21 protein-coding genes are annotated in these 26,331 nt (G+C 75.4%); 9 read left to right on the plus strand and 12 right to left on the minus strand.

Features of this window, described 5'->3' with window-relative positions:
• Positions 1–9 precede the first annotated feature (9 nt).
• The 4 genes from HUT16_RS03165 to HUT16_RS39630 all read right to left on the minus strand — a co-directional run bounded on the left by HUT16_RS03165 (position 10) and on the right by HUT16_RS39630 (position 7,335).
• Positions 10–1,683: a nitroreductase family protein gene (locus HUT16_RS03165; protein ID WP_176192456.1), complete on the minus strand. Its 1,674-nt coding sequence runs from the start codon at positions 1,681–1,683 to the stop codon at positions 10–12.
• Positions 1,684–1,836: 153 nt separating this feature from the next.
• Positions 1,837–3,867 (minus strand): TOMM precursor leader peptide-binding protein, encoded by a 2,031-nt coding sequence (locus tag HUT16_RS03170; RefSeq protein WP_176185246.1) that lies wholly within the window; start codon positions 3,865–3,867, stop codon positions 1,837–1,839.
• Positions 3,860–6,172, minus strand: a complete 2,313-nt coding sequence (locus HUT16_RS03175) for a TOMM precursor leader peptide-binding protein (protein WP_176185248.1) — start codon at positions 6,170–6,172, stop codon at positions 3,860–3,862. The genes HUT16_RS03170 and HUT16_RS03175 overlap by 8 nt, the downstream gene beginning before the upstream one ends.
• 5 nt (positions 6,173–6,177) lie before the next feature.
• Positions 6,178–7,335 (minus strand): BTAD domain-containing putative transcriptional regulator, encoded by a 1,158-nt coding sequence (locus tag HUT16_RS39630; RefSeq protein WP_368662667.1) that lies wholly within the window; start codon positions 7,333–7,335, stop codon positions 6,178–6,180.
• Between the two features lie 549 nt (positions 7,336–7,884).
• On the opposite strand from HUT16_RS39630, the gene HUT16_RS03185 reads away from it, so the two are divergent.
• From HUT16_RS03185 to HUT16_RS03205, 5 genes are all read left to right on the plus strand, one after another.
• Positions 7,885–8,403 (plus strand): hypothetical protein, encoded by a 519-nt coding sequence (locus HUT16_RS03185; RefSeq protein ID WP_176185250.1) that lies wholly within the window; start codon positions 7,885–7,887, stop codon positions 8,401–8,403.
• A 335-nt stretch (positions 8,404–8,738) separates the two neighbouring features.
• The gene (ctaD, locus tag HUT16_RS03190; protein WP_176185252.1) at positions 8,739–10,520 is read left to right on the plus strand and encodes a cytochrome c oxidase subunit I; all 1,782 of its coding nucleotides are present in this window, start codon (positions 8,739–8,741) and stop codon (positions 10,518–10,520) included.
• Between the two features lie 104 nt (positions 10,521–10,624).
• A complete protein-coding gene (locus HUT16_RS03195) occupies positions 10,625–11,239 on the plus strand; it encodes a hypothetical protein (protein WP_176185254.1) in 615 nt (204 codons plus the stop codon).
• 24 nt (positions 11,240–11,263) lie between these two features.
• Entirely contained in the window at positions 11,264–11,989 is a 726-nt protein-coding gene (locus HUT16_RS03200; RefSeq protein ID WP_176185256.1) for a sigma 54 modulation/S30EA ribosomal C-terminal domain-containing protein, read from the plus strand.
• Between the two features lie 89 nt (positions 11,990–12,078).
• Positions 12,079–12,786: a hypothetical protein gene (locus tag HUT16_RS03205; protein ID WP_176185258.1), complete on the plus strand. Its 708-nt coding sequence runs from the start codon at positions 12,079–12,081 to the stop codon at positions 12,784–12,786.
• A 12-nt stretch (positions 12,787–12,798) separates the two neighbouring features.
• Here the strand turns inward: HUT16_RS03205 and HUT16_RS03210 are convergent, their stop codons facing one another.
• Positions 12,799–13,974, minus strand: coding sequence for a magnesium and cobalt transport protein CorA (locus HUT16_RS03210; protein WP_176185260.1), 1,176 nt, complete (start codon positions 13,972–13,974; stop codon positions 12,799–12,801).
• A gap of 532 nt (positions 13,975–14,506) precedes the next feature.
• On the opposite strand from HUT16_RS03210, the gene HUT16_RS03215 reads away from it, so the two are divergent.
• Together HUT16_RS03215 and HUT16_RS03220 are read left to right on the plus strand one after the other, a co-directional pair.
• Positions 14,507–17,452, plus strand: coding sequence for an FAD-binding and (Fe-S)-binding domain-containing protein (locus tag HUT16_RS03215; protein ID WP_176185262.1), 2,946 nt, complete (start codon positions 14,507–14,509; stop codon positions 17,450–17,452).
• A 42-nt stretch (positions 17,453–17,494) separates the two neighbouring features.
• Positions 17,495–18,457: a HEAT repeat domain-containing protein gene (locus HUT16_RS03220; protein WP_176185264.1), complete on the plus strand. Its 963-nt coding sequence runs from the start codon at positions 17,495–17,497 to the stop codon at positions 18,455–18,457.
• Between the two features lie 19 nt (positions 18,458–18,476).
• Here the strand turns inward: HUT16_RS03220 and HUT16_RS03225 are convergent, their stop codons facing one another.
• Positions 18,477–19,397 (minus strand): LLM class flavin-dependent oxidoreductase, encoded by a 921-nt coding sequence (locus HUT16_RS03225; RefSeq protein WP_254897611.1) that lies wholly within the window; start codon positions 19,395–19,397, stop codon positions 18,477–18,479.
• Positions 19,398–19,509: 112 nt separating this feature from the next.
• On the opposite strand from HUT16_RS03225, the gene HUT16_RS03230 reads away from it, so the two are divergent.
• Both HUT16_RS03230 and HUT16_RS03235 read left to right on the plus strand, forming a co-directional pair.
• A complete protein-coding gene (locus tag HUT16_RS03230; RefSeq protein ID WP_176185266.1) occupies positions 19,510–19,953 on the plus strand; it encodes a MarR family winged helix-turn-helix transcriptional regulator in 444 nt (147 codons plus the stop codon).
• A 230-nt stretch (positions 19,954–20,183) separates the two neighbouring features.
• Complete coding sequence (locus tag HUT16_RS03235; RefSeq protein ID WP_176185268.1) at positions 20,184–20,921, plus strand: beta-glucanase; 738 nt, start codon at positions 20,184–20,186, stop codon at positions 20,919–20,921.
• A 19-nt stretch (positions 20,922–20,940) separates the two neighbouring features.
• Here HUT16_RS03235 and HUT16_RS03240 read toward each other — a convergent pair whose 3' ends face one another.
• The 6 genes from HUT16_RS03240 to wecB form a co-directional block, all read right to left on the minus strand.
• On the minus strand, positions 20,941–21,921 hold the full coding sequence (locus HUT16_RS03240) for an ATP-grasp domain-containing protein (protein WP_176185269.1): 981 nt from the start codon (positions 21,919–21,921) through the stop codon (positions 20,941–20,943).
• A 79-nt stretch (positions 21,922–22,000) separates the two neighbouring features.
• Positions 22,001–22,534 carry an exosortase/archaeosortase family protein gene (locus HUT16_RS03245; protein WP_176185271.1) on the minus strand — a complete coding sequence of 178 codons (534 nt, stop codon included), beginning with the start codon at positions 22,532–22,534 and terminating at the stop codon, positions 22,001–22,003.
• Entirely contained in the window at positions 22,531–23,832 is a 1,302-nt protein-coding gene (locus HUT16_RS03250) for a glycosyltransferase family 2 protein (RefSeq protein WP_176185273.1), read from the minus strand. The genes HUT16_RS03245 and HUT16_RS03250 overlap by 4 nt, the downstream gene beginning before the upstream one ends.
• The gene (locus HUT16_RS03255; protein ID WP_176185275.1) at positions 23,829–24,509 is read right to left on the minus strand and encodes an HAD family hydrolase; all 681 of its coding nucleotides are present in this window, start codon (positions 24,507–24,509) and stop codon (positions 23,829–23,831) included. The genes HUT16_RS03250 and HUT16_RS03255 overlap by 4 nt, the downstream gene beginning before the upstream one ends.
• Positions 24,506–25,150, minus strand: a complete 645-nt coding sequence (locus HUT16_RS03260; protein WP_176185277.1) for a PIG-L deacetylase family protein — start codon at positions 25,148–25,150, stop codon at positions 24,506–24,508. The genes HUT16_RS03255 and HUT16_RS03260 overlap by 4 nt, the downstream gene beginning before the upstream one ends.
• Positions 25,150–26,313 carry a non-hydrolyzing UDP-N-acetylglucosamine 2-epimerase gene (gene wecB / locus HUT16_RS03265; RefSeq protein WP_176185279.1) on the minus strand — a complete coding sequence of 388 codons (1,164 nt, stop codon included), beginning with the start codon at positions 26,311–26,313 and terminating at the stop codon, positions 25,150–25,152. Before wecB ends, HUT16_RS03260 begins: the two co-directional genes overlap by 1 nt.
• Positions 26,314–26,331: the final 18 nt, after the last annotated feature.

Raw genomic sequence — 26,331 nt, forward strand, 5'->3', positions numbered from 1 at the left:
CCTCCCCGGTCAGGCGATCGCGTGGTCGAAGTCGGCGGGGCTGCGGTGCTCCTGGCCGATCATCATGATCAGCAGCGGGAGTTCCTCGCCGTCCGCGAGGCCCAGGTGCTCGGTGTAGGAGACGGAGTCGAAGCCGAGCGCCACGCCGCAGGAGAGTCCGACCGCGGGGGCGGCGGTGTAGAGGGCCTGCGAGCCGGCGCCGACGGCGGCGTTCACCAGGCGCAGCGCCCGGTCGCCGAGGGCGTCCAGGACGGCCGGGGTGGGGGCGGTGATCACGAACACCGCGCCGGCCTGCTCCAGGTTGTAGTTGTCCAGGAAGTAGTTCCGCTGCAGGAACGCGCCCTGCGGGCCGGGCCGCACCGGGCGCAGCGCGCGCTCGGCGGGCTCGTAGGCGTAGGCCCCGGCGGGGACGCCCTCGACGTGGTTGACGAACACGTGCAGCCTGGTCAGCGACTGCTCGGCCGGGCCTTCCTGGCAGTGCGCCAGGTGTCCGGCCGAATCGGCGGCGGCGAGGGCGGCGGACAGCTGCGCGGCCGTCATCGGCGGCCGTCCGGTGAACCGGCCGAAGCTGCTGCGCCGGGATCGCAGCGCGTCCCGGACGCCGAGTTCCGGCTCCTGCGGGGCGGGCAGCGGTACGAGTCGCGGGGCGGGCGCGCCGGGCGGCGTGTCGGACGCGACAGCGGTGGCGGCGGCCGTCCGGAGCCGGTCCCAGGCGGTCCGCAGCGCCGCGTCCAGCACGCCGGGGGCCGGGGGCCGGTCCGCGTCCCGCAGGGTGGCCTCGTGCACGCGCCGGACGGTGTCGAAGGTGCTGACCGTGCGCGACCGCTCCTGGTCGACGGCCCGGATCCGGGCGCCGGTCGGCGCAGTCTCCGCCACAGACGGAGACACAGGCTCAGACGAGGAAGAGGAAGAGGAAGAGGACGAGGACGGGGACCAGCGGAGCGGCACGACGGCAAACACGCCCTCCTGCTCGGGGCTGAGGCCGAACAGCCGGCCGATCCGCTCCTCGTCGAACCAGAGCGCGGCGCCGAGGTGCAGGCCGCGGGCCCCGGCCCAGATCCGCCAGGTCTCCAGCAGGGCGCCGATGTCCATGGTGACGACGTGGTAGGCGAAGCTGTTGTACTTGAAGGCGTTCTGCCAGAACTTGACGGTCAGCACCAGGAACTGGTCGCAGTCCCGGGCGGGTTCGCCGAGCGCCGCCCGGAGCTCGGGGGTGACGTCGCCGGTGAGCAGTCGCCGCATGGCGTGGTGCGGCGTGGAGTAGTGGTGGACGCCGGGGGTCAGCGGGCCGCTCGCGCCGCTGACCCAGTGGATGCCGATGGGGTACAGGCCGCCGCCCGAGGCGGTGCCGCGGGAGAAGTTGGCGTGCGGGTAGCGGGGCAGCGTGCCGAGGTCGGAGTTGGCCTGGACGGCGAGCCGACGGCCGGTCAGGCCGTAGGAGTCCTTGAGCATGCCGCCGAGCAGTTCCAGCGTGAAGCCGTCCTGGCCGGCCGGGCCGAACAGTCCGCGTCCCACTCCGCCGGGCGGGTCGGGCGGGCAGTCGGGCAGCGGGAAGTGCGGGGCGTCGGGGTAGTACTTGTCCTTGCGGGGGCGGTCGCCCCAGTTCGGTACGAAGTCGGCGGGCTCCATCGGGACCCGGCCCCGCCACAGCACCGCGGACGCGTACGTGCGGGCTTCGCCCATGGTCGTTCCCCTCTCGTGCGTCTCGGCTACGTCGTTCATCTGCTGCGTTCCGTCCGTGCGGCTGGTGGGCCGGGCCCGCGGGCCGGGTCGGTGCGGTACGGCCCGGCGGGCTCGGGGGTCGGGGGGTCAGGGGTCGGCACCCTGGGCCCGGGGTCAGGGGAAGGGGTGCGGCGCCGGGTTGAGCTGGTCCGGGCGCAGGTCGTGTTCGAGCAGGCCGGCGGCCCGTGGCGCGGTGCGCAACCGGGGCATGGTCAGGGCGCGTTGGCGCCGCCAGCCGAAGTCCATCGGCAGCAGGCCGGGGACCAGCACGGACACGGTGTGCAGGCCGGACGCGCGCTGCTCGGGCATGGTCTGGTCGACCACGACCACGTCGAACCCGGCCGCGGCCACCGCGTCCACGCAGCGCCGCAGGTCCTCCCGCAGGTCGTCGGACGGGGCGATCGACCCCTCGGCGATCTGCCGGACCGGCGCCGGAGCATTCTGATGGTCCGTCAGGAAATCCGCGTAGTGCGCCATTTCGGGGAGCCCGTACAGCAACGGATGGTCGTGCAGCACCTGGACCCGGTCGAAGTCCTCGGCCATCGCCCGCAGTCGGCGCTCCTCCCGGACGGTGCGGCTGACCAGGTTGACGGCGTCGGTGGCGATCTCGCACAGGCCGGCCCAGAGCGCCGCCTCCGGGTCCAGGCTCGCGCCCGCGCCGAAGCAGAGCCGGCCGGGCCCGCCGTCGATCCGTTCGGCGACCGCGGTGACCACCGGGATCGGGAAGCTGATCCGGGTGTCGAAGAACCGGGCCCGGTAGCCGTACATCTCCAGCCGGTCCACCAGCGCCCTGGTGCCGGGCCTCGCGCTGGTGCGGCCGTCGATCTCGGGCAGCGCGAGCCGGCCGTACCAGGCGAGCAGGAAGGCGTCCCGCTCGACGGTCTCCATCAGCCCGTAGTAGATCGCCTCCTCCAGGCAACCGCCGGACGCGCAGCCGTTCGAACTCTCCTGGACGAAGCGGTTCTCCAGGCCGCCGGGCGCGTGGTAGTACGCCAGGATCTCCGGCACCAGCAACGGCCGCTCGTCGCGCAGCGACCAGCCCCACACCCACGGGATCGGCCGGCTCGGCGAGAACGGCCGCACGCCGCTGGCCCGGTGGAACTCGTCGGTGTACAGGCCGCAGGTGCGGGGGTCGAGCGCCCGCTCCCCGAGGTCGTCGTACGAGGCGACCACGGTGGTGCGCTTGCCGCGCGCCCGCATGCCGGCGAACCGCTCCAGCCCTTCCAGCAGGCCGACTTCGACGCTCGCCCGGTAGCTGGGGGTGTGGCCGCCCCAGAAGCACTCGCGCAGGTAGTCGCCGGAGCGCATGGTGAAGCAGCCGACCGTCGAGGCGGTGGAGGCGGAGACCAGGTCGGGCACCACCGAGGGGCCGAGCATCCCGGCGACCGGGTTGACGAACGCGGGCAGCGACAGCCGGTAGTCGGCCACCGCGCGCAGCCGGAAGTCACCGGGGGCGCGCTTCGGTCGGCTCACCGGCTCGATCCGGGCCTGCTCCGCGCCGTCGTCGACCCGGCGGTCGCAGCGGGGGCACTCGGCGTCGGCGAGCAGCGGGAAGCCGCTCACCCGCAGCGTCTCCAGGTCGAGCAGGTGGACGATCGTCCCGCGCTCCGAGCCGGTCCCGGCCCCGCGCTCCGAGCCGACGTGCTCCGCCCCGCGCTCCGAGTCGGTTCCGGCCACGCGCTCCGAGCCGACGTGCTCCGCCCCGCGCTCCCGGTCGCGTTCGGCGCGGGCCGCGAGCAGGGCGGCGAGCGCGTCGGTGAGGAACGGGACCCCCCACGGCGGGCGGCCCACGGCCCGGGTGCCCGCGCCGAGTTCGAGCGCGTTCCGGAGCTGCCCGGAGCGGACCGCCTGCCAGCGGCGGGCGAGGCAGCGCGGACAGGGGTGCTCCGAACTCGGCTCACCGGTCGGGGTGTTCGGGCCGACGACGGCGTGGTGGCCGTAGACCTGCACCGACACCGTTCCGGCGTCGGCGTCCTCACCGCCGGGCACCGCGAGTTCGTCACGGGCGCCGAGCACCGCCAGTACGGCGGGCCTGGACTGACGGTCCGTCAGCTCCTCGGCCCACAGGTCGAGCAGCTCGCTCCACGGGCCCGCGTACCCCACCGCCACGGTGCCGGTCGGACGCCCCGGCCTGTCCTCAGACATCCGAAGTCCCGTCCGTGAGCAGGACCTTGACCACCTCGATCCGACCGGCCCGCAGGTCGGCCGGGCCGCACGGGGCCAGCAGGACGTCCCGGCCGGCGGCCCGGAGCCGCTCCAGCACGCCCGCCCAGTCCGGGGTTCCGGTGTCGTCGCCGGTGCTGCCGGAGCCGTCCGCCGGTTCCGGTACCAGCACCGCCGGCACCAGCACCGCCGGGTCCAGCTGGCCGATCAGCGGATCGCCCTGGTCGGCGGGGGCCGCGGCGGCCGGGTCGTGGTCGAGCTGGACGGCGCCGAGCAGGTCGCGGAGCGCCTCCGCGGCGGCGTCCCGCACGGTGAGGCCGCTGCCGAGCGTCCAGCGGTACTCGCCGGTGCCGGGGTCGACGGCCCGGGCCAGCACCACCGGCAAGACGGCGTCGGCGCCACCGAGGCGCAGCAGCTCCGGCTCCAGGCCCAGGTTGCGGGCCGACCGGGTGAGGAAGGTGAGTTCCGCGTCCGCCCGGAACGCGTCCGACGGCACGGTGTGCGGGGTGAGCCGGCCGCGCAGGGCCAGGCGCAGCGCGTCGTACCCGAGCGCGGTGCGCAGGCCGCGCACCGCCGCCTCGGCGAGCGTGCCGCCCGCGCCGGTACCGGCGGAGGTGGCCTCGAAGGCCCGGTCGCGGTTGTGCGGGCCGAAGGTGCGCAGCGCGGCGGTCGGGACGAGCACCGGGGTGCCGGTCAGCAGCGAGGCCGCCGGGCTCCAGGCCCGGACGGCGCCGGACGGCAGGCCGCTGGCGGTGGTCAGCGACTCCGGCCGGACCCGGGCGACCCCCTCGGCGGCCACCGCACCGTCCGCGTCCACGGTCTCGGCGGTCCGGGGCGGGACGACGTGCTCGACGTACACCTCGGCGGCCCGGTACAGGGCCCGCAGCCGGGCCCCGGCGACGTGGTGGACGTCGGCGGCGGTGACGTCGCGCGGCCGGCCGGGGGCGGGGTGCAGGCGGACGGTGCCGAGCTTGAGCGGCGTCTGCTGCCAGCCGTCGTCGGCGTAGTCGGCGAACACCCCGGCGCACCGGCCGACCAGCGTCGCGCGGGCGTCCAGTTCGGCCAGGGCCGCCTCGGAGCCGTCGCCCTCGGGAGCGCGGCCTCCGGCGGCCTCGGCCTCGTCCAGGTCGGCGGCGGTGAGGAGCGGAGCGTCGGCGGCCGTGAGGGCCGGGCCGTCGGCGGCGGTGAGGGCCGGGCCGTCGGCGGCGTCGGAGGTGCAGCGCGGGCAGCGGGGGTGCGGCAGCAGCGGTTCGCCGGTCACGTCCAGCGAGTCCATGTCCTGCACCAGCAGCCGGCCGTCGGTCTCGGCCGGGAGCGCGCCGGTGGTCAGCCGGAACACCTCGTAGCCGAGCAGGTTGCCGAGCATCGCGGCGAGCGGGCCGCCGGGCTCGCGGGTGCCGGGGGTCAGCGGCGCCACCGGGGCGAGGGCGCTCCACAGTTCGGCCGCGTCGCTGGGGAGGGCGCCGGAGCCGAGGCGCAGCGCGGCGCACGTCCAACAGCCGGTGCGGTCGGCGGACATCAGCGGGCCGATCACCGCGCTGCCGCCGATCGTCCAGGCGGGGAGCAGCAGGCGGCCCTCGGGGATGCCCTCCTCCAGCAGCCGGGCGGTCCGGCGGGGGCCGGCCGGACCGGTCACCAGCACCACGTCGTAGCCGTCGAGCCGGGCCCACCCGGAGCCGGGGCGGTCGTCCGCGGCGTCCTCCGGGGCCAGCACGTCGATCGTCACGGGGCAGCCGGACTTGGCCAACTCGGTCGCCTGCGCCTCGACTTCGGCGAACCCGGCGGACTCGGCCAGGCCGGGCCGGACGCCGATCGCGGCGCAGCCGTTGCGGATCAGGCTGAGTGCGCTCCAGCGGGCGAGCTCGTCCTCGCCGAGGACGGCGACCCGGGTCTGCCGGAAGCGGTGGAAGCGCTCCTCGGCGTCGCCCGCGTAGTGGTCGACGTACTCGATCTGCGGGCCGAAGCGGGCGGCGGCCTCGGGGGTGAGCGGCCCGGGGCCCTCGGGGGCGGGGCCGGCGTCGCGGGCGAAGCCGCGGCTGTAGAGGGTGCCGACCAGCTCGGCGAGCATGGCCCGGTGGTGTTCGCCGAAGCCGCCGCTGATCTCGGCGACGGTGTGGCGGCCGTTCAGGTGCGGCACGATCAGGGAGGCGAAGCGGTAGCCGTCCTTGGCGGTGAGGCCGAAGCCGCCGTGGGCGTTGTGGAAGAGCACCCCCTCGGGGGTCTGGGTGAACAGTACGTCTCGGCGGATCCGCGGACGGCTGTCGGCGATCTCCTCGTACGGGGCCATGTCCCTCACACCTCGCTGGTCAGCAACGACGCGGCCGACTGCCGCACGGACGGGGTTGGATCGGCGCCGGCATCCGGCCGCGCCGGGTTCGGCTCTTCGGGGGCGCGGGCCCAACTGCCTTCGGCGGCAAGGATGAAGGCCCGCAGTAACTCGTGGACGTGGTAGTGGCCGTCGGGGCACTCGCGCAGCAGCCCGGCCCCCACCAGGCCCGCCAGGACGACGTCACCCTGCGCGCATCCGGCCAGGGCGCCGGCCGCCGACGTCGTATCCAGCGCCGCAGCGTCCAGGGGGGCCGCGTCCAGCGGCGCGCCGTCCGTCGGCGCGGGGTTCGCCCCCGGGTTCGCCCCCGAATTCGTCGCCGGGTTCGCCCCCGGATTCGTCGTCCGGCGTGCCGCCGTTTTCGCGGTCCGGGCCGGTGGGCGCACCGCCTGGACGGTGGGCAGTTCGCCGCGCAGGACGGCCAGTTCGAGGTTGCGCAGGGCGGTTCCGGGTTCCACACCCAGTTCCTCGCGCAGGTGGTCGCGGACCCGGCGGTATTCGGCGAGGGCGTCGGCGCGCCGCCCGGTCCGGTGCAGCGCCTCGATGAGCTGCTCCCAGAAGCGTTCGTGTGCCGGGTGCGACCTGGCCAACGGCCAGAGCTCGGAGAGGACTTCGCGACATCGCCCGAGGGCGAGCTCGATGTCGTAGACCCGTTCGGCGGTGCGCAGCCACTCCTCGGCCAGCCGCGGCACCTCCTCGCGGTGCAGCACGTCGGAGTGCACGTTGCCCAGCACCGGCAGCTGCCACAGCTCCAACCCGGCGCGCAGCAGGGAGAGTTCCTCTTCCTGGTCGGCGGCGTGGTCGGCCCGGACGAGCAGTTCGCGGAACTCCAGCAGGTCGAGGGTGCGCGCGTCGGCCGCCATCCGGTAGCCGCCGGGCAGCGCCTCGATGGTGCTGCCGGAGATGCCGTACTTGGCGAACAGCCGGCGCAGCCGCAGCACGCAGGAGTGCAGGGACGCCTTGGCGGTCGCCGGGATGTCCTCGCCCCAGATCGCGCGCTGCAGCGACTCCACCGGGACGATCACGTTGGGGCGGGTCAGCAGGACGGCCAACAGCGAGGTGGGCTTGGAGGGTTGGAGAACGGCCGCTTCCCGGCGGTCCGCGATGGCCAGGAGTCCGAGCACTGTGAACCTGGTACCGACACCCGCTCCGGCCTGCACTGCCACCACCTGCACCGCCTTTCCGTGACCACCGCGTCCCGGGCCTGCCCGGACCGCACTCCGACCGGCGGACGACACCGCCCCGCACCTGTCCGCGATGGAGCGAAATGCCTGGTAGGCACCTGTTTTCGCCACATCGTCGGACTTGGCAGGCTCAGACCCTAGGAGATGACGAAACGTCAAGTCAACGCATTGACAAGGGAGTTGGTAGGCCTTCGCTCGACATTCACTTGAGCGCACACCAGCAACGCAAATCCGGTGAACCCCGGCATCCCTCCGCGTGACATCCGGGCGACCGATCGGAGGGCCTCGCGACGACAGCCACGCCCGTCCCACCACCGGAGCCCCGACCCACCACCGGGGTCCCGGCCGGCCGTTCGGGCCCTGCGGCCGGGGCCGTTCGGCCCTTCCGGGCGTCCGGCGCGGGTGTGGACAGTGACCCCAGGTCAGCGATGTGTCCGGTCCGCGCGGCGGGCCGATCGGGTGGGCGCGGGTGCCCAGGAAGGCCGTGTGATGGAATCCGACGAGGTCATGCTGGCTGTCCGGCTCACCACCGCGGAGCGGACGCTGCTGCGCCGCCTGGCGCACGGCCACCGCGGCGACGTGTCCGAGGTGGTGGCGGACGCCCTGTTGGACGTGCTGCCCGCGCTGCTCGCCCAGGACCCGCCCCGACTCGCCGAGCAGCTGGGCCGGTTCGCCCCGTGCGCGGTGACGGTCTGGCTGCCGCCGGAACTCGCCGAACTGCTCCCGGCCCTCGCCGCCCACCTGGCGCCCCCGGAGCACGCTGCGCACCCGGAACACCCGGAGCGCCCGACCCGGCCGTCCCCGCCGCCAGCGCCGCCCACCCCCTGCGCCGCGCTGGGCACCGCCCTACGGCTGTGGCTGCGCCAGGACCCGGCCCGCCTGGCCGCCGGCCTGCACGCCCTGCACGGCGGTGTCGACCAGTCGCACTCGTACCACCACAGCCACGCCCACGCCCACCCCCGCTCCGATGCGCCCACGCACCCGCGCCTCCGCCCCCTCGCCGCCTGAGCACGGAAGCCGGACCCGGGCCGAACCCAGACCGGACGCAGGCCGGGCCGAACGCAGGCCGGACCCGGGCCGAACGCGGGCCGAATGCGGGCCGGACGCGAGGTGCCCCCGTCCGACCAGGGCCTTTCGGCGCGGGGCGGCTCCGAGACCGGGGCCCTCGGGCCGCCGCGGGCGGGACCATCGGCCCTGGGGCGGCGGGTCGGCCGCGAACGAGCATGGAGCGCCGCCGCTCGGCAGGGGTCGTGCCACCCCCGGACGCCTCCCCCGCCGAGCGGTCGGCGCACGCCGGGCCCCGCCGGGCCCGGCCCAGGACGCAGCACGAAGGAGGGCGGCCGATGGCTGCCATCGAGGCGAGTCGGGGCACGGCCGAGGCCGCGCCGCGACGCACACCGGGCAGCACGCTGGTGCGACTGCTCACCACGACCGATCACAAGACGATCGGCACCATGTATCTGGTCACGGCGTTCGCGTTCTTCCTGGTCGGCGGCGTGCTCGCCCTGGTCATGCGCGCCGAACTGGCCAGGCCGGGAACGCAGTTGCTCTCCAACGAGCAGTTCAACCAGGCGTTCACCATGCACGGTTCGATCATGCTGCTGCTGTTCGCGATGCCGCTGTTCACCGGCTTCGCGAACTGGATGATGCCGCTGCAGATCGGCGCCCCGGACGTGGCGTTCCCCCGGCTGAACGCGCTCGCGTACTGGATGTTCCTGTTCGGCTCGCTGATCGCCGCCGCCGGGTTCCTCACCCCGCAGGGCGCGGCGGACTTCGGCTGGTTCGCCTACGCGCCGCTGAGCGACGCGGTGCACTCACCGGGCATCGGCGCCGACATGTGGATCATGGGTGTGGCGTTCGGCGGCTTCGGCAGCGTGCTGGGCGCGGTCAACTTCATCACCACGATCATCTGCCTGCGCGCACCGGGCCTGACCATGTTCCGGATGTCGATCTTCACCTGGAACGTGCTGCTGACCTCGCTGCTGGTCCTGATGATCTTCCCGGTGCTGGCCGCCGCGCTGTTCGCACTCGAAGCCGACCGCAAGTTCGGCGCGCACGTCTTCGACCCGGCCAACGGCGGGGCGATGCTCTGGCAGCACCTGTTCTGGTTCTTCGGCCACCCCGAGGTGTACGTGCTGGCCCTGCCGTTCTTCGGGATCGTGTCCGAGATCATCCCGGTGTTCAGCCGCAAGCCGATGTTCGGCTACTCCGGCCTGATCGCCGCCACCATCGCCATCGCCGGCCTCTCGGTCACCGTCTGGGCGCACCACATGTACGTGACCGGACAGGTCCTGCTGCCGTTCTTCTCCTTCATGACCTTCCTGATCGCCGTCCCGACCGGCGTGAAGTTCTTCAACTGGGTCGGCACCATGTGGAAGGGCTCGCTGAGCTTCGAGACGCCGATGCTGTGGGTGACGGGCTTCCTGGTCACCTTCCTGTTCGGCGGCCTGACCGGCGTGCTGCTGGCCGCCCCGCCGCTGGACTTCCACGTCTCCGACTCGTACTTCGTCGTCGCGCACTTCCACTACACGCTGTTCGGGACGGTGGTGTACGCGATGATGGCGGGCTTCCACTTCTGGTGGCCCAAGATGACCGGGCGGATGCTGGACGAACGCCTCGGCCGGATCTGCTTCTGGACGCTCACCATCGGCTTCCACACCACCTTCCTCGTCCAGCACTGGCTGGGCGCCGAGGGCATGCCGCGCCGCTACGCCGACTACCTGGCCTCGGACGGCTTCACCACGCTGAACACCGTCTCCACCATCGGCTCCTTCCTGCTCGGCCTGTCGATCCTGCCGTTCCTCTACAACGTCTGGAAGACCGCCAAGTACGGCGAGAAGGTCGAGACCGACGACCCGTGGGGCTGGGGCCGCTCGCTGGAGTGGGCCACCTCCTGCCCGCCGCCCCGGCACAACTTCACCACCCTGCCGCGGATCCGCTCCGAATCCCCGGCGTTCGACCTGCACCACCCCGACATCGCCGCCGCCGACCACCTGGACAACCACGGCGCCCCGGCCCCGCACCTGGACGGCGTCACCCCGGCCCGGTACGACCGGCCGGTGCAGGAGCGGCCCCGGGGGGCCGTGGCGGAGGCACCGCAGCACCCCGCCCCGCCCACCGACTGACCGGCCCTCAGCCGCCGCCCCCGCCCCCAACGCCCCGTCACCCGACACCCGACACCCGACACCCGACACCCGACACCCCGGACGTTCCTGGAGGTCGAACCACCGTGGCCCACCCCGTCCTCGCCCTCGGCACCGCCGCGCTGACCGCCGCCAGCAGCGCCTGGTACCTGCCCGCGCTGCTCGACCTGCGGGCCGGGCCGGACCGTCCGCGCGCCAGCCGGTTGGCGGCCGCCGCCTGCCTGGTCTGGTGGTCCGCCCTGGCCGCGACCGCGCTGCTGCTCACCACCCCGCTGCCCTGGCAGCTCCCGCTCGGCGCCGCCCTGACCGGCGCCCTCACCGCCACCGCGCTGCGCTGCGCGGCGGGCGCCGAACACCGTGCCGACCAGCACGAGCAGGCGCTCGTCTGGAACGCCCTGCTGCCCACCGAACCCCCACCGCCCGCCGCCACCCGATCCCCCGCCACCCAATCCGCCACCGTCCGACCCGCCCCCACCCGGCCCGCCGCCACCGACCGGCCCGCCGCCACCGACCGGCCGGCCCCGGCCTCCGTCCGGCTCACCGCGGGCCTGGCCGCCGCCGCGGCCGTCGTCTCGGCCGCCGCCACGCTGTTCGCGGGCCGCCCGGGCCCGACCGGACCGGCGGTGCTGACGGTGGCCGCCTCGGTCGGGCTGTGCCTGCTGATCCTGCTGGTCTCCCTGCACCGCCCCCGCCCGCACTGACCGCCCCCGGAAGGAGCACCCGCCGTGTCCGTCCCGCCCCTCTCCCCGTCCCCGGACTCGCCCGCCCCGTCCAAGGACCCGCTCGCCCTCGCCCGCACCGGAATCACCGCCGCCGCCCGGGACGCCTCCGCGCTGGTCGAGGCGATCCGGGTCCGGCTCACCACGGGGCCGGAACGCGTCCTCGCCCAGGTCAACGCGGAGGTGGACGGGCGCCGGGTCCGGGTCCAGCTCGCGGCGCGCACCGCGGGCGAGGCCGCCGAGCGGCTCGCGGACGGGCTGCGCCAACGCGTCCGCACCGTCTCCGCGAACTGGCGCCCCCGCCCCTGGCCGGGTGCGGCGCCGACCCCGCCGGTGTCCTTCTCGACCCGGATCGTCCGGGTCAAGTCGCCTTCCCTGGTGTGGTGTTCACCCGACGCGGCGATCCGCACCCTGGACGCGATGGACTACGACATCCACCTGTTCACCGACCCGGCCACCGAGACCGACGCCGTGGTCCACCGCATCGGCCCCACCGGCTACCGCCTGACCCGCACCCTCCCGGCCGCGCCGCCCCGCCACCCGGCGGCCCCGCTCACCCTCGGCCCGCACCCCGCCCCGCCCCTCACCGACCGGGAGGCCGCCGACCGGCTGACCGCCGCCGACCTCCCCTACCTGTTCTACGCCGACCCCCGCACCCACCGCGGCCGCGTCCTCTACCGCCGTCTCGACGGCCACCTCGCCCTCCTCGCCCCGGCCACCGCGCCCGCCTGAGAACCCGCACACCGCGCCCACCCGAAAAGCGCCGCCCCGCCCGAAAAACCGCGCGCCGCGCCCCGCCGCCTCCGTTAGGGTCCCGGGGCATGGGGGAACACCAGCGCATCACCGTGCACCGGGTCCGCACGGGCACCCGCGAGTACCGGGTCGTCCGCTCGGCGCCGGGCCCGGGGCGGCTGGCGCTGCGGGACGAGTACTACTGGCTGACGCTGTACGCGGACCGCGCGGGCCTGACCCGGCTGCTCGCCCTGTGGTCGCTGGCGGCCCGCTCCCCGCACACGCTGCTGCACCTGCCGCTGCGCGGACAGCCGATGCCGGCCGGGCTGCCGACCACGCCGATGCACGAGAACGGGCCGGCGGGGCTGGACCTCGTCCTGGCCCACCACTCACTGCAGTTCCGCCCCGGCGCCTGGAAGGAGGTCCGCGCCCGCCTCGGCCCGGGCCACCCGCAGACCACCGGCACCCCGGACGGCGACTTCCCGGCCGGAGGCCGGTTCGCCGAGCGCTTCCACCACGCCGACTTCCGCGACCACCTGCACTTCGCGTCCGCCGCCGGCACCCTCTTCGTCACCGCCAGCGCCCCGGCCTTCCGCGACAGCGGCGCCGCCCTCCACGCCCTGCGCGCCGAGGCCCCGGCGGTCCACCACCGCCACCACCGCCACCACCCGGGCGCCGCCGCCCGCCACCACGAGTGCGTCGAGCTCTCCACCGCCCCCACCCGCTGTCCCACCGGCCACGCGCCCCGGCTCCCGGGCGTCCTGCACGTGCAGTACTGCCCGGCGTGGGAGTACTGAACTCCCTTTCGGCTAAAGCCAGTTGCGACGCTTGAAGATCAGGTAGAGGCTGACACAGACCACGCCCATCAGGCCGATCGCGAAGGGGTAGCCGAAGGCCCAGTGGAGTTCCGGCATCTCCTCGAAGTTCATGCCGTAGACGGTGCCGATGAGGGTGGGGGCGAAGAGGATGGCGGCCCAGGAGGAGATCTTCTTGATCTCGTCGTTCTGGGCGTGCCCGGCCTCGGCGAGCTGCTTCATCTCCTCGTTCTGACGCTGGGAGACCAGGGTCGCGTTGACGGTGAGGATGTTCTGGAGCATCTGGCGGAAGCCGTCGACGCGTTCGGCGGCGTAGGTGGCGTGGTCGGCGACGTCGCGCAGGTAGCGCTGGAGCTCCTCGTCGGTGCCGTACTTCTGGAAGCCGCCCTCCAGGGAGCGCATGATCTCCAGCAGCGGGCCGGTGGCGCGCTGGAACTCGATGACCTCGCGGGAGAGTTCGTAGATGCGACGGGAGACCTCGGGGTCGCCGCCGAAGACCTCGGTCTCGATCTCGTCGATGTCGTGCTGGAGACCGGCGATGACGGGGGCGTAGCCGTCGACCACGGCGTCCAGGACGGCGTAGAGCACGGCTTCGGGACCGAGGGCGAGCAGTTCGGGGTCGGCTTCGAGCCGGCTGCGGACCATGGAGATGTCGGGCGACTGGGAGTGCCGGACGGTGAGCACGAAGTCGGGGCCGACGAAGAGGTGGATCTCGCCGAAGTCGACCTCCTCGACGTCGTCGAGGTAGCGGGCGGCGCGCAGCACCACGAACAGGGTGTCGCCGTAGCGTTCCAGCTTGGGGCGCTGGTGGGCGACGATGGCGTCTTCCAGGGCGAGCTCGTGCAGGTCGAACTTCTCGGCGGCTTCGACGAGTTGGGCCTCGGCGGGACGGTAGAGGCCGATCCACGCCATGGTGCCGGGCTTGCCGGGGAGTTCGCGGTAGATCTCGGCGAGGCTGGCGGGGGTCTCTATCCGGTGGCCGTCGCGGTAGACGGCGGCGTCGACGACGGAGCGCTCCAGCGAGACGGGCTCGCGGGGGTCGTGGTCCTGCTCGGAGCGCGGGTCCATGGAGTGTTCGGGGGCCGAGGCGCGGTCGGCGGGGCGCCGGGCGGTGGTACGGCTGAAGGGTCGCTTGCTCGCGCGCACGGCGCGCACACGCCAGTCGGACACGGCGGTACCTCCACGGGTTCCGGTGCCGCCGGGCCATGAGGAGGAGGAGCAGGCGGCAGGCTCCGGTGGCAGCCGTGCGCGGGCGCGCGGCGCTGGCGTGAACGCGGGGGTTCAGTAGACGGCGCGACGCGGACGCGGGCGGTGGTACCGGGGGCCATGAGCGGGTGGGTACGTCCCGGAGCGGGGCCGACTTCGGCCCGGACTACTGCACTCCACTGCTCTCACCTCCTGTACGCCCGGACGCCCGGGGGCGTCACGACCGCGGCCCAGTCTAGCCCCGCGCACCGGCCCTCCCCGCCAGGCGCCCGCCGAGCCCCCGTCCCCGCCCCCGCCCCCGCCAGACCCCCGCCCCCCCTGCCAGAGACGGCAACGGTCAGGCGGCAGCGGCCGGGCCGGAAGAGCGAGCGCGTCGTGCGGCCGATCCGGCCGGTCGGGGTGCCAGGCTGGGCACGGCGGGTGGACGGGCGCTCCGCGCGAGGCGCGCGCCCGGTGCCCCGCCGCTCCCCCGGACCTCCGCGAGAAGGACCTGGCCGTGCCGCTCTTCGTCCCGCCGCCCCGACTGCTGCGCCCCGAGCACCTGCTGGACTCGCCCGACAAGGTCCCGGACTCGCTGGCGGCCGGCACGCCGGAGCCGCTGCGGGCGGGCCTGGTGGGCCTGCTGGGCGGGGCGAAGGTGCTCAGCAAGGTGTCGGACCTGGTGAAGTACGCCTCCGACGCGAGCCCGTACCGCTTCGTGCCGCAGGTGGTGGTGGTCGCCGAGACGGTGGCGGACGTGGCGGCGGTGTTCCGGTACGCGCACCGCAACGGCCGGACGCTGGTGTTCCGGGCCGCCGGGACGTCGCTGAACGGGCAGGCGCAGGGCGAGGACATCCTGGTGGACGTCCGGCGGGCCTGGGCGGGGACGGGCGCCGGGGCGGGCGCCCGGATGCTGCCGGACGGCGTGCACGCCCGGATCGCGCCGGGCACGACGGTGCTGCGGGCGAACGCGGCGCTGGCCCGGCACGGGCGGCTGCTGGGGCCGGACCCGGCGAGCGGGCGGGTGGCCACCGTGGGCGGGGTGGTGGCGAACAACGCGTGCGGGATGACGGCGGGCACCACCCGCAACTCCTACCGGCTGCTGTCGGAGGTGACGTTCGTCCTGCCGTCCGGCACCGTGGTGGACACCGGCGCGGCGGACGCCGACGAGCGGCTGCGGGAGGCCGAACCGGCGCTCTGCGCGGGCCTGTTGGAGCTGAAGCGGGAGGTGGAGGCGGACGCCGCGCTGGTGGCCAGGATCCGGGCCAAGTACGAGCTGAAGAACACCAACGGCTACCGGCTGGACGCCCTGCTGGACGGGGACACCCCGGCGGCGATCCTGCGCGGCCTGGTGGTCGGTTCGGAGGGCACCCTCGGCTTCATCGCCGACACGGTGTTCGAGACAGTGCCGCTGGAGCGCCGCACCTCCACCGCGCTGCTGTTCTTCCCGAGCCTGGCGGACGCGGCGGCGGCCGTCCCGGGCTTCAACGACCTGGGCGCCCGCGCGGTGGAACTGATGGACGGCAACACGCTGCGCGCGCTGGCCGTCGTCCAGGGCGTCCCGGACGACTGGGCCCGGATCCCGCGCGAGGTGACGGCCCTGCTGGTGGAGTTCCGCGCCCCGGACGAACGGACGCTGGCCGGGTACGAGGAGGCCGCCCGGCACGCCGTCGAACGGCTCGCCCTGGTGCGGCCGGTGGAGTCCGCGAGCAACGCCTTCACCCGCGACCGGGCCGTCGCCGCCGTGTACTGGCACGCCCGGGAGGCGTTCGTGACGGCGGTCGGCGGGACCCGCCCGCCCGGCACCGTGCTGATCACCGAGGACTTCGCCGTCCCGCCGGCCCGGCTGGCCGAGGCCTGCACGGCGCTGCTCGACCTCCAGGCCGCGCACGGCTTCGACGCCGCCGTCTCCGGGCACGCCGCGCACGGCAACCTGCACTTCCTGCTGACCTTCGACGCCGCCCGCCCCGAGGACGTCCGCCGCTACGCCGCGTTCATGGACGAGTTCTGCGCCATGACCGTCGAGCGCTTCGACGGCGCGCTGAAGGCCGAGCACGCCACCGGGCGCAACATCGCCCCGTACCTGGCGCTGGAGTGGGGCGAGCGGGCCACCGCCGTGATGTGGCGGATCAAGGAGTTGTTCGACCCGCACGGCGTCCTCGCCCCCGGGGTGGTGCTCAGCCGCGACCCGGAGATCCACCTGAAGGGCCTCAAGTCGATCCCGCCGATCGAGGCGGTCGCCGACCCGTGCATCGAGTGCGGCTTCTGCGAGGCGGTCTGCCCCAGCCACGACCTGACCACCTCGCCGCGCCAACGGATCGTGCTGCGCCGGGAGATGACCCGCCAGGACGACGGCTCGAAGGTGCTGGACGAGTTGCTCGACTCGTACGGCTACGACGCCGTCGACACCTGCGCGGGCGACTCCACCTGCAAGCTGGCCTGCCCGGTCGGCATCGACACCGGCGCGCTGATGAAGGACTTCCGGCACCGGCGGCACTCCGCCTTCGAGGAGCGGAACGCCGCGGCGGCGGCCGACCGGTTCGCGCTGCTGGAGGCCGCCGCCCGCACCGGTCTGCGCGCGGCCGCCCACCTGCCCGACCGGCTGCTGGAGGCCGTCACCGGCGCGGCCCGCGCCGCGGTCCGCCCGGACCTCGTCCCGGCCTGGCTGCCGGAGATCCCGTCGGGGGCGGCGCGGGCGCTGCCGCCCACCGGGCCCCGGGAGGAGGCAGCGGCCGTCTACTACGTGGCCTGCGTGAACCGGATCTTCGACTCCACCGGCGGCGGGGAGCACGCCTCGCTGCCGCAGGCCGTCGTGGACGTCTCCCGGCGGGCCGGAAAGCCGGTGTGGATCCCCGCCGACCTGCCCGGGACGTGCTGCGCGACCATCTGGCACTCCAAGGGCTACCCGGACGGCAACGCGCTGATGGCGAACCGGATCGTCGAGCGGGCCTGGGAGTGGACCGGCCACGGCGCGCTGCCGCTGGTGGTCGACGCGTCCTCCTGCACGCTCGGCATCGCCGACGAGGTGCTGCCGTACCTGAGCGGGGAGAACCGCGCGCGCCACGCCCGGCTGACCGTCGTCGACTCCACCACCTGGGCGGCCGGCCTGCTGCCGCACCTGACCGTCACCGCACCGCTGGCCAGTGCCGTCCTGCACCCCACCTGCTCGATGCGCCACCTGGACGTGGTCGGCGACCTGGCGGCCGTCGCCGGGGCGGTCAGCGCCGAGGTGGTGACCCCGGTGTACGCGGAGTGCTGCGGCTTCGCGGGCGACCGCGGCATGCTGCACGAGGAGCTGGCCGCCTCGGCGACCAGGCAGGAGGCCGCCGAGGTGCTCGCCCGCGAATTCGACGCCCACCTGAGCGCCAACCGGACGTGCGAGATCGGCATGGACCACGCCACCGGACGCGCCTACCGCTCCGTGCTGATCGCCCTGGAGCGGGCCACCCGCCCGGCCGGGTAATCGCGTGGCGCGCACCGCCGCGGACGGGCCACACTCGGGCGGGTGATCGACGAACCCTGGACCCCCGACGACGAGCTGCGCGCGGCGGCCGCCCTGCTGTCCGCCGCCGAGCCCTCCCGGCGGGCCGCCGGGTACGACCGGCTGGCGGCGCGCACCGCGCCCGGGAAGGACGCGCTGCGGGCCTGGGCGGTCGACACCGTGCTGCCCCGGGTCGAGCGGGAGCCGGGCGGGCCCGCGCTGGCCGCGCTGGTGGACGTACTGGGAGCGGCGCAGGACGAGCGGGCGCTGCCGGTGCTGCTGGAGCTGGCCGGGCACCCGGACGGGGAGGTGCGCCTGGCGGTGGCGAAGGCGCTGCCGTTCGTCGGCGAGCCCGCCCAGGGCTCGCCCCGGGTGCGCGCCCTGCTGGCGCTGAGCCGGGACGCGGCCCCGGCGGTGCGGGACGCGGCGGTGTTCGGCCTGGGCACCCAGGGCGAGGCGTACGGCCCGGCGGTCCGGGCCGCGCTGCACGAGCGGCTGGACGACGAGGACGAGGAGGTCGCCGAGGAGGCGGTGCGCGGCCTGGCCCGCCGCCAGGACGCTTCGGTGCTGCCCCGGCTGATCGACCTGCTGGAGACGTACGTGGAGCCGCACCCGCTGACGCTGTCCGCCGCCGCGGTCCTGGGCCGTCCCGAACTGCTGCCGGTGCTGGCCGAGTTGGCGGCGGAGCGCCCGGAGGACCGGCGGATCGCGGCGGCCCTGGACGCCTGCGACCCGGCTCGGCGCGCGGAGCGCTCCGCGACGGCCTGGCGGCTGCTGGAGGAACTGGACGCCCGGCGACCGGACTTGGACGCCGCGCTGGTCTGGGACCGCTTCTCCACCGACCTGCGCCTGGAGGTCCACCACCCCGCCGAGCCGGGCGGCTACCTCCTGGACGCCCTGCTGCGCCGCGCCGGGCACGAACCGTCCCGGGCGGCCTCCCTGGTCGACGCCGACGTCCCGCCCGCCGACGTCCCGCCCGCCGCCTGACGCCTACTCCCCTACTCCCCTACTCCCCCCGCAGCGGCCGGACGATCTCCTCCACCAGCCAGCTGGCGACGCCCGGCGGGTAGGGCGCCCGCAGGCTCAGCACCAGGTGGGTGAAGCCCGCGGCGATCAGCTCGGCGAGCACGGCGCGGTCCCGGGCCGGGTCCTGGTACGAGACGATGTACTGCACGGAGCGGGTGAGCGTCGCGGGGTCGCGGCCGATCGCGGCGCAGTGCGCGTCCAGCACGCGGGCACGTTCGGTGACGGCGGCGACGGTGTTGTGCGGCGGGCCGGGGACGTTCCAGATGTCGGCCCGTTCGGCGACCAGGCGCAGCAGCCTGGTCCCCCAGCCGCCGATCAGGATCGGCGGGCCGGGGCACTGCACGGGGCCCGGGTGGTTGTGGTTGCCGGTCAGGGTGGTCCAGCGTCCCGCGAAGTCGAACGCCTCCCCGCTCCACATGCCGCGCAGCACCTCGATCGTCTCGGCGAGCCGGGCGATGCCCTCGCCGGGCGGCACCAGGTCCAGCCCGTAGCCGGCGTACTCGGCGACGGCCGGGTTCTCCCCGGCGATGCCGCCCGCGCCGGCGGGCTGGTGGGTGCCGCCGACGCCGAGGCCCATGACGAGCCGCCCGCCGGAGAGGACGTCGACGGTGGTGGCCATCTTGCCGAGCAGGGCGGGGTGGCGCAGCGGGTTGGCGGTGACCAGCAGGCCGAGCCGCAGCCGCCGGGTGCGGGCGGCGAGGGCGCTGAGCAGGGTCCAGCCCTCCAGGACGTCGCCGTCCTTGGGGCCGACGACGGGCATCAGGTGGTCCCACAGCCAGGCGTCGGCGAGTTCGGGGAGCTCGTCGGCCTCCTCCCAGACCCGCAGGATCTCGGGGTAGCCGACGCGCATGGGTGTGGTCTTGACGCCGAACGTGACGGCGGGTGGCGTGAGTGGCTCCATGTTTCGTCAGCCTAGCCGATCGTCAGCACTACTGACTATCGCCCTGCCAAACCATCACTTCACCCGAACATCACCTCGCCCGAACATCAGCGACCCCGGCTATCCTCGCCCCATGACGAGCGACGCCCGCCCCGAGCAGCTCACCGACCGGCTCGGCTACCTGCTCAAGCACGCCCACCTGCGCTACACCGACGCCTCCGCCCGGGCCCTGTCCCCGCTCGGCACGGACGGGCGCGAGCTGGCGGTGCTCGCCGTCCTGGCCTCGGACACCCCGCTCTCCCAGCAGGAGGCGGCCGGGCAGCTGGGCGTGGACCGCACCACGATGGTCGCCCTGGTCGACGCCCTGGAGGCGAGGTCGCTGGCCGAGCGGGTCCGCAGCCCCGCCGACCGCCGCAAGAACATCGTCCGACTCACCGACCGGGGACGGCAGTTGCTCGACCGGGCGGAGGACGTCCGGCTGCGCACCGAACGGGAGTTCCTGGCCGCCCTGCCCGCCCCGGACGCACAGGCCCTGCTCGCCGCCCTCCGGGTGCTGGCCACCGGAACGGACGGCTGAGAGCCGCCGGAACGAACCCGCCGAGCCGCCGGAACGGACCGCTGAGAGCCGCCGGGCCTGGCCGCCGACCCGCCGGAACGGACCTCCGGACCGCCGACGGGCGCGCGCTGCGGAGTGCCCCCGCGCGCCCGGGCGCACTTCCGCACGCCCGGCGACCGAAGGATGACCAGGCGTTTCGCCGGGAATGCCCCGGGTTGCCCGTGCCCGTCGCACCGCCGGAGCGTGACCGAGTGACCACCCCGCCATCCGACCCCTCGCAGCCCGACCCGTCCCCGCCCGCCGACCACCCGCAGGCACCCGTCGTGTTCGACGCGCCGTTCTCGGACCGCTCGCAGTGGGCCGCCGGGGCCACCTCCGCGTACCCGCCGGGCGGGCGCAACACGGGCGACAACAAGCTCGACCACCTGGTGCCCGGGTACGGCCCGGACGGAGACAGGTTCACCGCGCTGCGGGAGAACGCGGGCAGCTGGCGCACCCCGCTGGTGACCACCGAGGGCACCTCGGGCGGGTTCGAACTGCGGACGGGCGACCGGCTGGAGGCGCGCTGCCAGCTGACGGCCGACCAGGGCGTCTGGCCCGCGATCTGGACCTGGGGGCGGGACGTCGCACCGGGGCAGCCGCAGAACGGCCACGGGGAGGTGGACGTGCTGGAGTACCACGACGACCACCCGCGGCTGCTGGAGCTGAGCAACCACGTCCGCCCCGGCGACCCGGCCTACCTGGACGGGCTGGTGACGCCTGGCCGGTGGTTCACCGTCGCCTGCACCTTCGGCGCCGACTCGGTGCGCTGGGAGCTGGACGGCCGCGAGGTGTACGCCGACGGCCGCGGCGTCGGGCCCGGCTGGCGGGCCTGGATCATCGTCAACCTGTCCGTCGCGGGCGGCCGCTACGGCCACCGCCGACCGCGTGTGAACGCCCGCCGGCTGTCCTGGCGCTGCCGCGACCTGAAGGTCCGCCGCCCGCACTGACCCCGGCGCCGACGCCCCCTCAGCTCGCCGCGTCCACCCGCGCCGCCGTCCCGGAGCCGTGCACCAGGTGCTCGGTGAAGCTGCGCACCGTGGTCACCCCCGGCCGGTACCGCAGCGCCGCCGGGTCGGGGGCGCCGCCGAGCAGCATCCGCAGGTACTGGCCGACCAGGTCGGCGCCCGCCGCCAGCGAGATCGGCAGGCCGCCGGAGCAGCGCGGGTTGACCTCCACCACCCGGGCCGGGCCGTCCTCCGCCAGGAAGCCCTGGACGTTGACCAGTCCGGTCAGGCCCAGTGCCCCGGTCAGCCGCTCCACCAGGGCGTCCACCCGGGGGTCGGCGAAGGTGGTGCCCCGGGTGGCGATCCCGCCGCGCACCTGGGTGCGCCAGCGCGGGACGGCGGCGTGCACGGTGCCGTCCCGGCCGATCAGGCAGTCCGCGGTGAACTCCCGCCCCGGCAGCAGGGTCTGCACGATCGGCTCCGGGACGCGGCGCAGCAGGGTCGGGAAGTCCTCCGGGTCGTGGACGGCGTACACGTCCCGCGAGCCCCGGCCGCGCCGCGGCTTGACGATCCACGGGCCGGGCAGCGCGCCCGGTCCGCCGAGGGAGGTGCCGGGGGCGGGGACGTCCCCGATCGCCCGGGCGAAGGCCCACTTGTCCAGGCAGGCGGTGACCGTTCGGGCCGCCGGGAACCAGGCCGCGACCCCCTGGTCCGTGAACTCGCCCTCCCGTCCGGCGAGCCGTTCCAGTTCCTCGCCGACGGTCACCACCAGGGCGGTGCAGCCCCGCTGCACGGCGGTGTCCAGCAGCGCCGCCGGGTAGTCGGCGTCCCCGGCCGGGGGCAGCAGCACCGCCTCGTGCCCGAGGTGCAGCCCGGCGCCCTGCGGGTCCGCGTCCCCCACCACCGGGATCAGCCCGGCCCGCGCCGCCTCCCGCGCCACCACCACCCCGGCCGGCCCGCCGCCGCCGGTCACCAGCACCCGCACCGCCATCGTCTCCTCCACCTCGTCCGTTCTCGACGCTCGTCCGTTCTCGACGCTCGTCCGTTCTCGACGCTCGTCCGTTCTCGACGCTCGTCCGGTCTCAACTCTCGTCCGGTCGGCGCTTCTTGATCCGCAGCGCGACCATCAGCAGGACCGCCACCAGCAGCATCAGGTACGACCAGAGCGTGCCGCCCCAGTCGTGGAAGCCGACCATCGCCGGGATTCCGTAGTCCTGGCCGACCCACAGCACCGCGACCAGCCGCACCAGGTTCGCGGCGGTGAACACCGCCACCGCGACGGCCGCGCCGGTCAGCCGGCGGTGCCACGTCCCGCCGAGGACCAGCAGCGAGACGCCCGCGCAGGCCGCCGCGACGGTGAGCGCGGAGCAGGACGGGCTGATCCGGATGAAGAACGGCTGGTGGCCGTGGAAGCCGTGCACCAGGTCGGTGCCGGGCAGTTGGCGCACCATGGTGAGCCCGCACCAGCGGGCCGCCGTCGCGGTCGCGGCGGCCTCCGCCCGGGTGACCGGGCCGGACGCCCAGTGCCCGAGGGCGAGGGTGGCGGCGATGACGGCGAGGACCCGCAGCAGCGGGGCGAGCGGCCGGGCCGGGCCGGCGGCCGGGCGGGCCCTCACAGCCCCGCCCCGATCGCCGCGTTGGGGGCGCTCGCGGTGCGCTCGGTCTTGACCCAGGAGTACGCGGCGCCGATCCGCCGGTCGATCAGGGCCCGGGTGCACAGCAGCATGGAGAGCGCGAACAGCGCGGGGAACAGCAGCAGGTAGAGCACCTCGCGGCGGCGCGTCCCGGCCCGGACCAGGCCGCCGCCGATCTCCAGCACCGGCCCGGCCAGCATCAGCGGGGCGACCGGCCACAGCGGCACGGTGAGCGCCAGCCCGGGCCAGGACGCCTCGGCGCCCGCCAGCAGCAGCGCCAGCGCGCACAGCACCGGCACGTGGTACAGGTACAGGAACAGCAGCGCCTCCGCCTTGCCGAGCGCGCCCAGGTGCGGGGAGCGCAGCAGCGCGCCCCGGTAGTCGGCGCAGACCTGCTGGTGGCCGCGCGCCCAGCGGTAGCGCTGGCGCCAGTAGCCGCGCAGCGTGGTGACGGCGAGTTCGGTGTCGACGGCGTCCTCGGCGTAGCCGACCCGGCGGCCGGAGAGCCAGACCCGGACGGTCAGGTCGGTGTCCTCGGTGACGGAGTCGGTGTTCCAGCCGCCGAGTTCGCGCAGCACCGAGGTGCGCACCGCGCAGTTCGCGCCGCCGTACGCGGGCAGCCCGAAGGCGCTGCGCCGGCCGGCCATGTTGACCAGGTAGCCGCACAGGTAGTCGATCGCGACCAGCCGGGCGATCAGGCTGTCGCCTGGGTTGCGCACCACGCAGCGGCCCTGCGCGGCGGCCGTGCCGGGGTCGTCGAAGGCCCGCACCAGGGCGCGCAGGCAGCCGGGTTCGGGCTGGTGGTCGGCGTCGAGGACGACGGTGATCTCGCCGCGGACGAGTTCCAGCGCCTCGTTCAGCGCGGCGGACTTCCCGCCGACGGCGTCCGCCGCCCGGCGCAGCACCCGCCAGCGGGGGTGCCCGGCGGCGGCGCGCTCCAGCCGCTCGCCGGTGTCGTCGGCGGAGCGGTCGTCGACGAAGACCACGTCGAGCCGGTCGGCGGGGTAGTCGAGCGCGGCCAGGGCCCGGGTGAGCCCGTCGACGACCTTCGCCTCGTCGTGGCACGGCACCAGTACCGTCACGCTCGGCAACTCCGCTGCCGCGCCCGCCGGTTCGGTGCGGGCGTGCAGGGCGCCGGTGAGCAGCACCAGGTGCCGCAGCAGGTACAGGCCGAACACGGCGGCGAGGAGGGCGGCGAGCGCGTGGTGCGCCCACACCGGGCGCCAGCACAGCAGCCCGGCCGCCGCGGCTGCGGGCAGCAGCCACCGGGCCCGTTTCACAGCGCCTCCCGGACCAGGTCGAGCGCCTCGGCGACGCTGTCCACGGACGCCGACTCGGCGCCCCCGTCGGCCTGTTCGCGGTACTCGCCCTGCCGGACCCGGATCACCGGGATGCCCAGCCGGGCGGCGCCGGCGACGTCCTTGTCGGGCCGGTCGCCGACCATCAGCACCTCGCCGGGGGCGCGGCCGAGCAGGGCGAGGGCCTGCCGGAAGCCGTCGGGGGCGGGCTTGCGGGCGGCCCGGCCGCCGGGCAGCTCGTCGGTGCACACCACGTGCGGCAGCAGCGGCGCGAGGCCGGTGGCGGCGAGTTTGGCGCGCTGCTGCGGCGGGTTGCCGTCGGTGAGCACCACCAGCGGGACGGCCTCGGCGAGCCGGGCCAGCCGTTCGGCGACGCCGGGGTGGGGGTCGAGCCGCACCGGCCGGAAGGCCCGGAAGACGCCGACCAGTTCCGCCGCCAAAGCGCCGTCCGGAGCGCCGAGCCGCTCCAGCGCCCGGTCGACGATCCGCCCGCGGTCGCTGCCCAGGGCGCACACCTCGTCCAGGGCGGTGCGCAGCGGGGCGCGCAGGGCGGCGGGCGCGGCGGCGGCGACCGCGTCCCAGGCGGCGGCGAGGAAGGCCGCCTGCGGGTAGAGGGTGTCGTCGAGGTCGAGCAGCACGCCCCGGCAGCGCGGCCTCACGCCGTCACCTGCCGGGGGACGGCGGGCGCGCCGACGGTCAGGCTGAGCAGGCTGCGGGTGGCGGTGAACGCCTCGGCGTCCTCCAGGCGGCCCTGGAAGCCGCGGAAGCGGGCCTGGGCGGCGAGCGCGTCGAGGTCGACCCGGCGGGAGCCGACCACCTGGGAGAGGTGGTGGCGCAGCAGGGCGAGCTTGCCCGGCACGTGGCCGGTGACGTCGCTGTAGACGGTGGGCTGGAAGTCCAAGGTGGTGGGGCCTTCGTAGTGCAGCAGGTGGGGGTGGGTGCGGGCGGCGGCGACGGTGGCCCGGGCGGCGGCGCGGTGGTCCTGGTGGGAGTCGGCGGGGGCGTGGGTGAGGACGAGGTCGGGTCGGAACTCGGCGAGGACGTCCTCGATCCGCCGGGTGAGCGGGGCGTCGTGCGCCAACTCGCCGTCGCGGAAGCCGCCCCGGTACAGCCGGGCTCCCAACTCCCGTGCGGCGGCCTGCTGTTCGCGGTCGCGCAGGGCGGGGTCGCCGGGGCCGAGCCGCCCGTCGGTGAGCACCAGCAGGGCGAGCTGCGCGCCCTCCTGCCGGGCCTTCAACAGCGTGGCGCCGCAGCCGAGTTCGATGTCGTCGGGGTGCGCCCCGATCGCGAGCACGCGCATCAGGCCGCTCCGGGTTCGCGCAGCGCGAGCCGGTCGGCCCGGTGCGCGCCGAGGACGAGTGCGGCGATCCGCTCGCCGGTGCGCCCGTCCCCGTAGGGGCACGGGAGGGCGGCGATCCGGCGCTGTTCGGCGGGGTCGAGCAGGCGGCGGGCGGCGGCGAGCGCACGCCGCGGGTCGAGGCCGGTCAGCGCGGCCTGGCCGAGCGCGACGCCCTCCGGCCGCGGCGTGCTCTCGCGCAGCACGACGGCGGGGACGCCGAACCAGCCGGCCTCCTCCTGGAGTCCGCCGGAGTCGGTGGCGACCAGCGCCGAGGAGGCGATCAACTCCAGCATCCTGCGGTGGGGTTGGGGCTCCACAAGCTCGATCCCCGGGTGCTCCAGCTCCGCCCGCAGCCCGTGCGCGGCCAGCCGGTCGGCGGTGCGCGGGTGCAGTGGGAACAGCACCGGGCCGTGGGCGTCCGCCAGCGCGCGGACGGTGGCCGTCAGCGCGGCCAGCCGCTCGTACGCGTCGACGGTGCCGGGCCGGTGCGCGGTGACCAGCACGCCGCGCCGCCGCTCCACCGGCACCGCCGGGACGCCGGAGGTGCGCAGCACGTCGAGCACGGTGTTGCCGACCACGTGCACGGCGGCGGCGGGGACGCCCTCGCGCAGCAGGTTGTCGCGGGCGCCCTCGGTCGGGGCGAAGTGCACGGTGGCGAGGTCGGCGGCGACGGTGCGGTTGCTCTCCTCGGGCGAGAGCGGGTTGTGCGAGCGCAGCCCGGCCTCGACGTGCGCGACGGGGACGCCGTGCCGCCGGGCGGCGAGGGCGACCAGCGGCACCGTCCAGGTGTCGCCCTGGACGATCGCCAGGTCGGGCCGGGGCCCGGCGGCGAAGTGGGCGAGCGCGTGGGCCAGCAGGCCGCCGGTGCGGGCGGCCTCGTCGCCGGTCAACTCCCAGACGGCGTCCGGCGGGACGCCCAGGTCGGCGAAGAAGGCACCGGCCATCCGCCGGTCGTGGTGCTGGCCGGTGGCGATCACCCGGACGTCCGCCCCGGCGGCGCGCAGGGCGTGCACGACGGGGGCGAGTTTGACGATCTCGGGGCGGGTGCCGGCGAAGACGGTGAGCTGCGGGGCCCGGCCGGGACGGGGCGTCCCGGCCGGGGTCCGCCGGGGTTCGGCGTTCATCGGGGTGTCAGCGGTCCG

It is taken from the genome of Kitasatospora sp. NA04385 (assembly GCF_013364235.1).
Lineage (GTDB): Bacteria > Actinomycetota > Actinomycetes > Streptomycetales > Streptomycetaceae > Kitasatospora.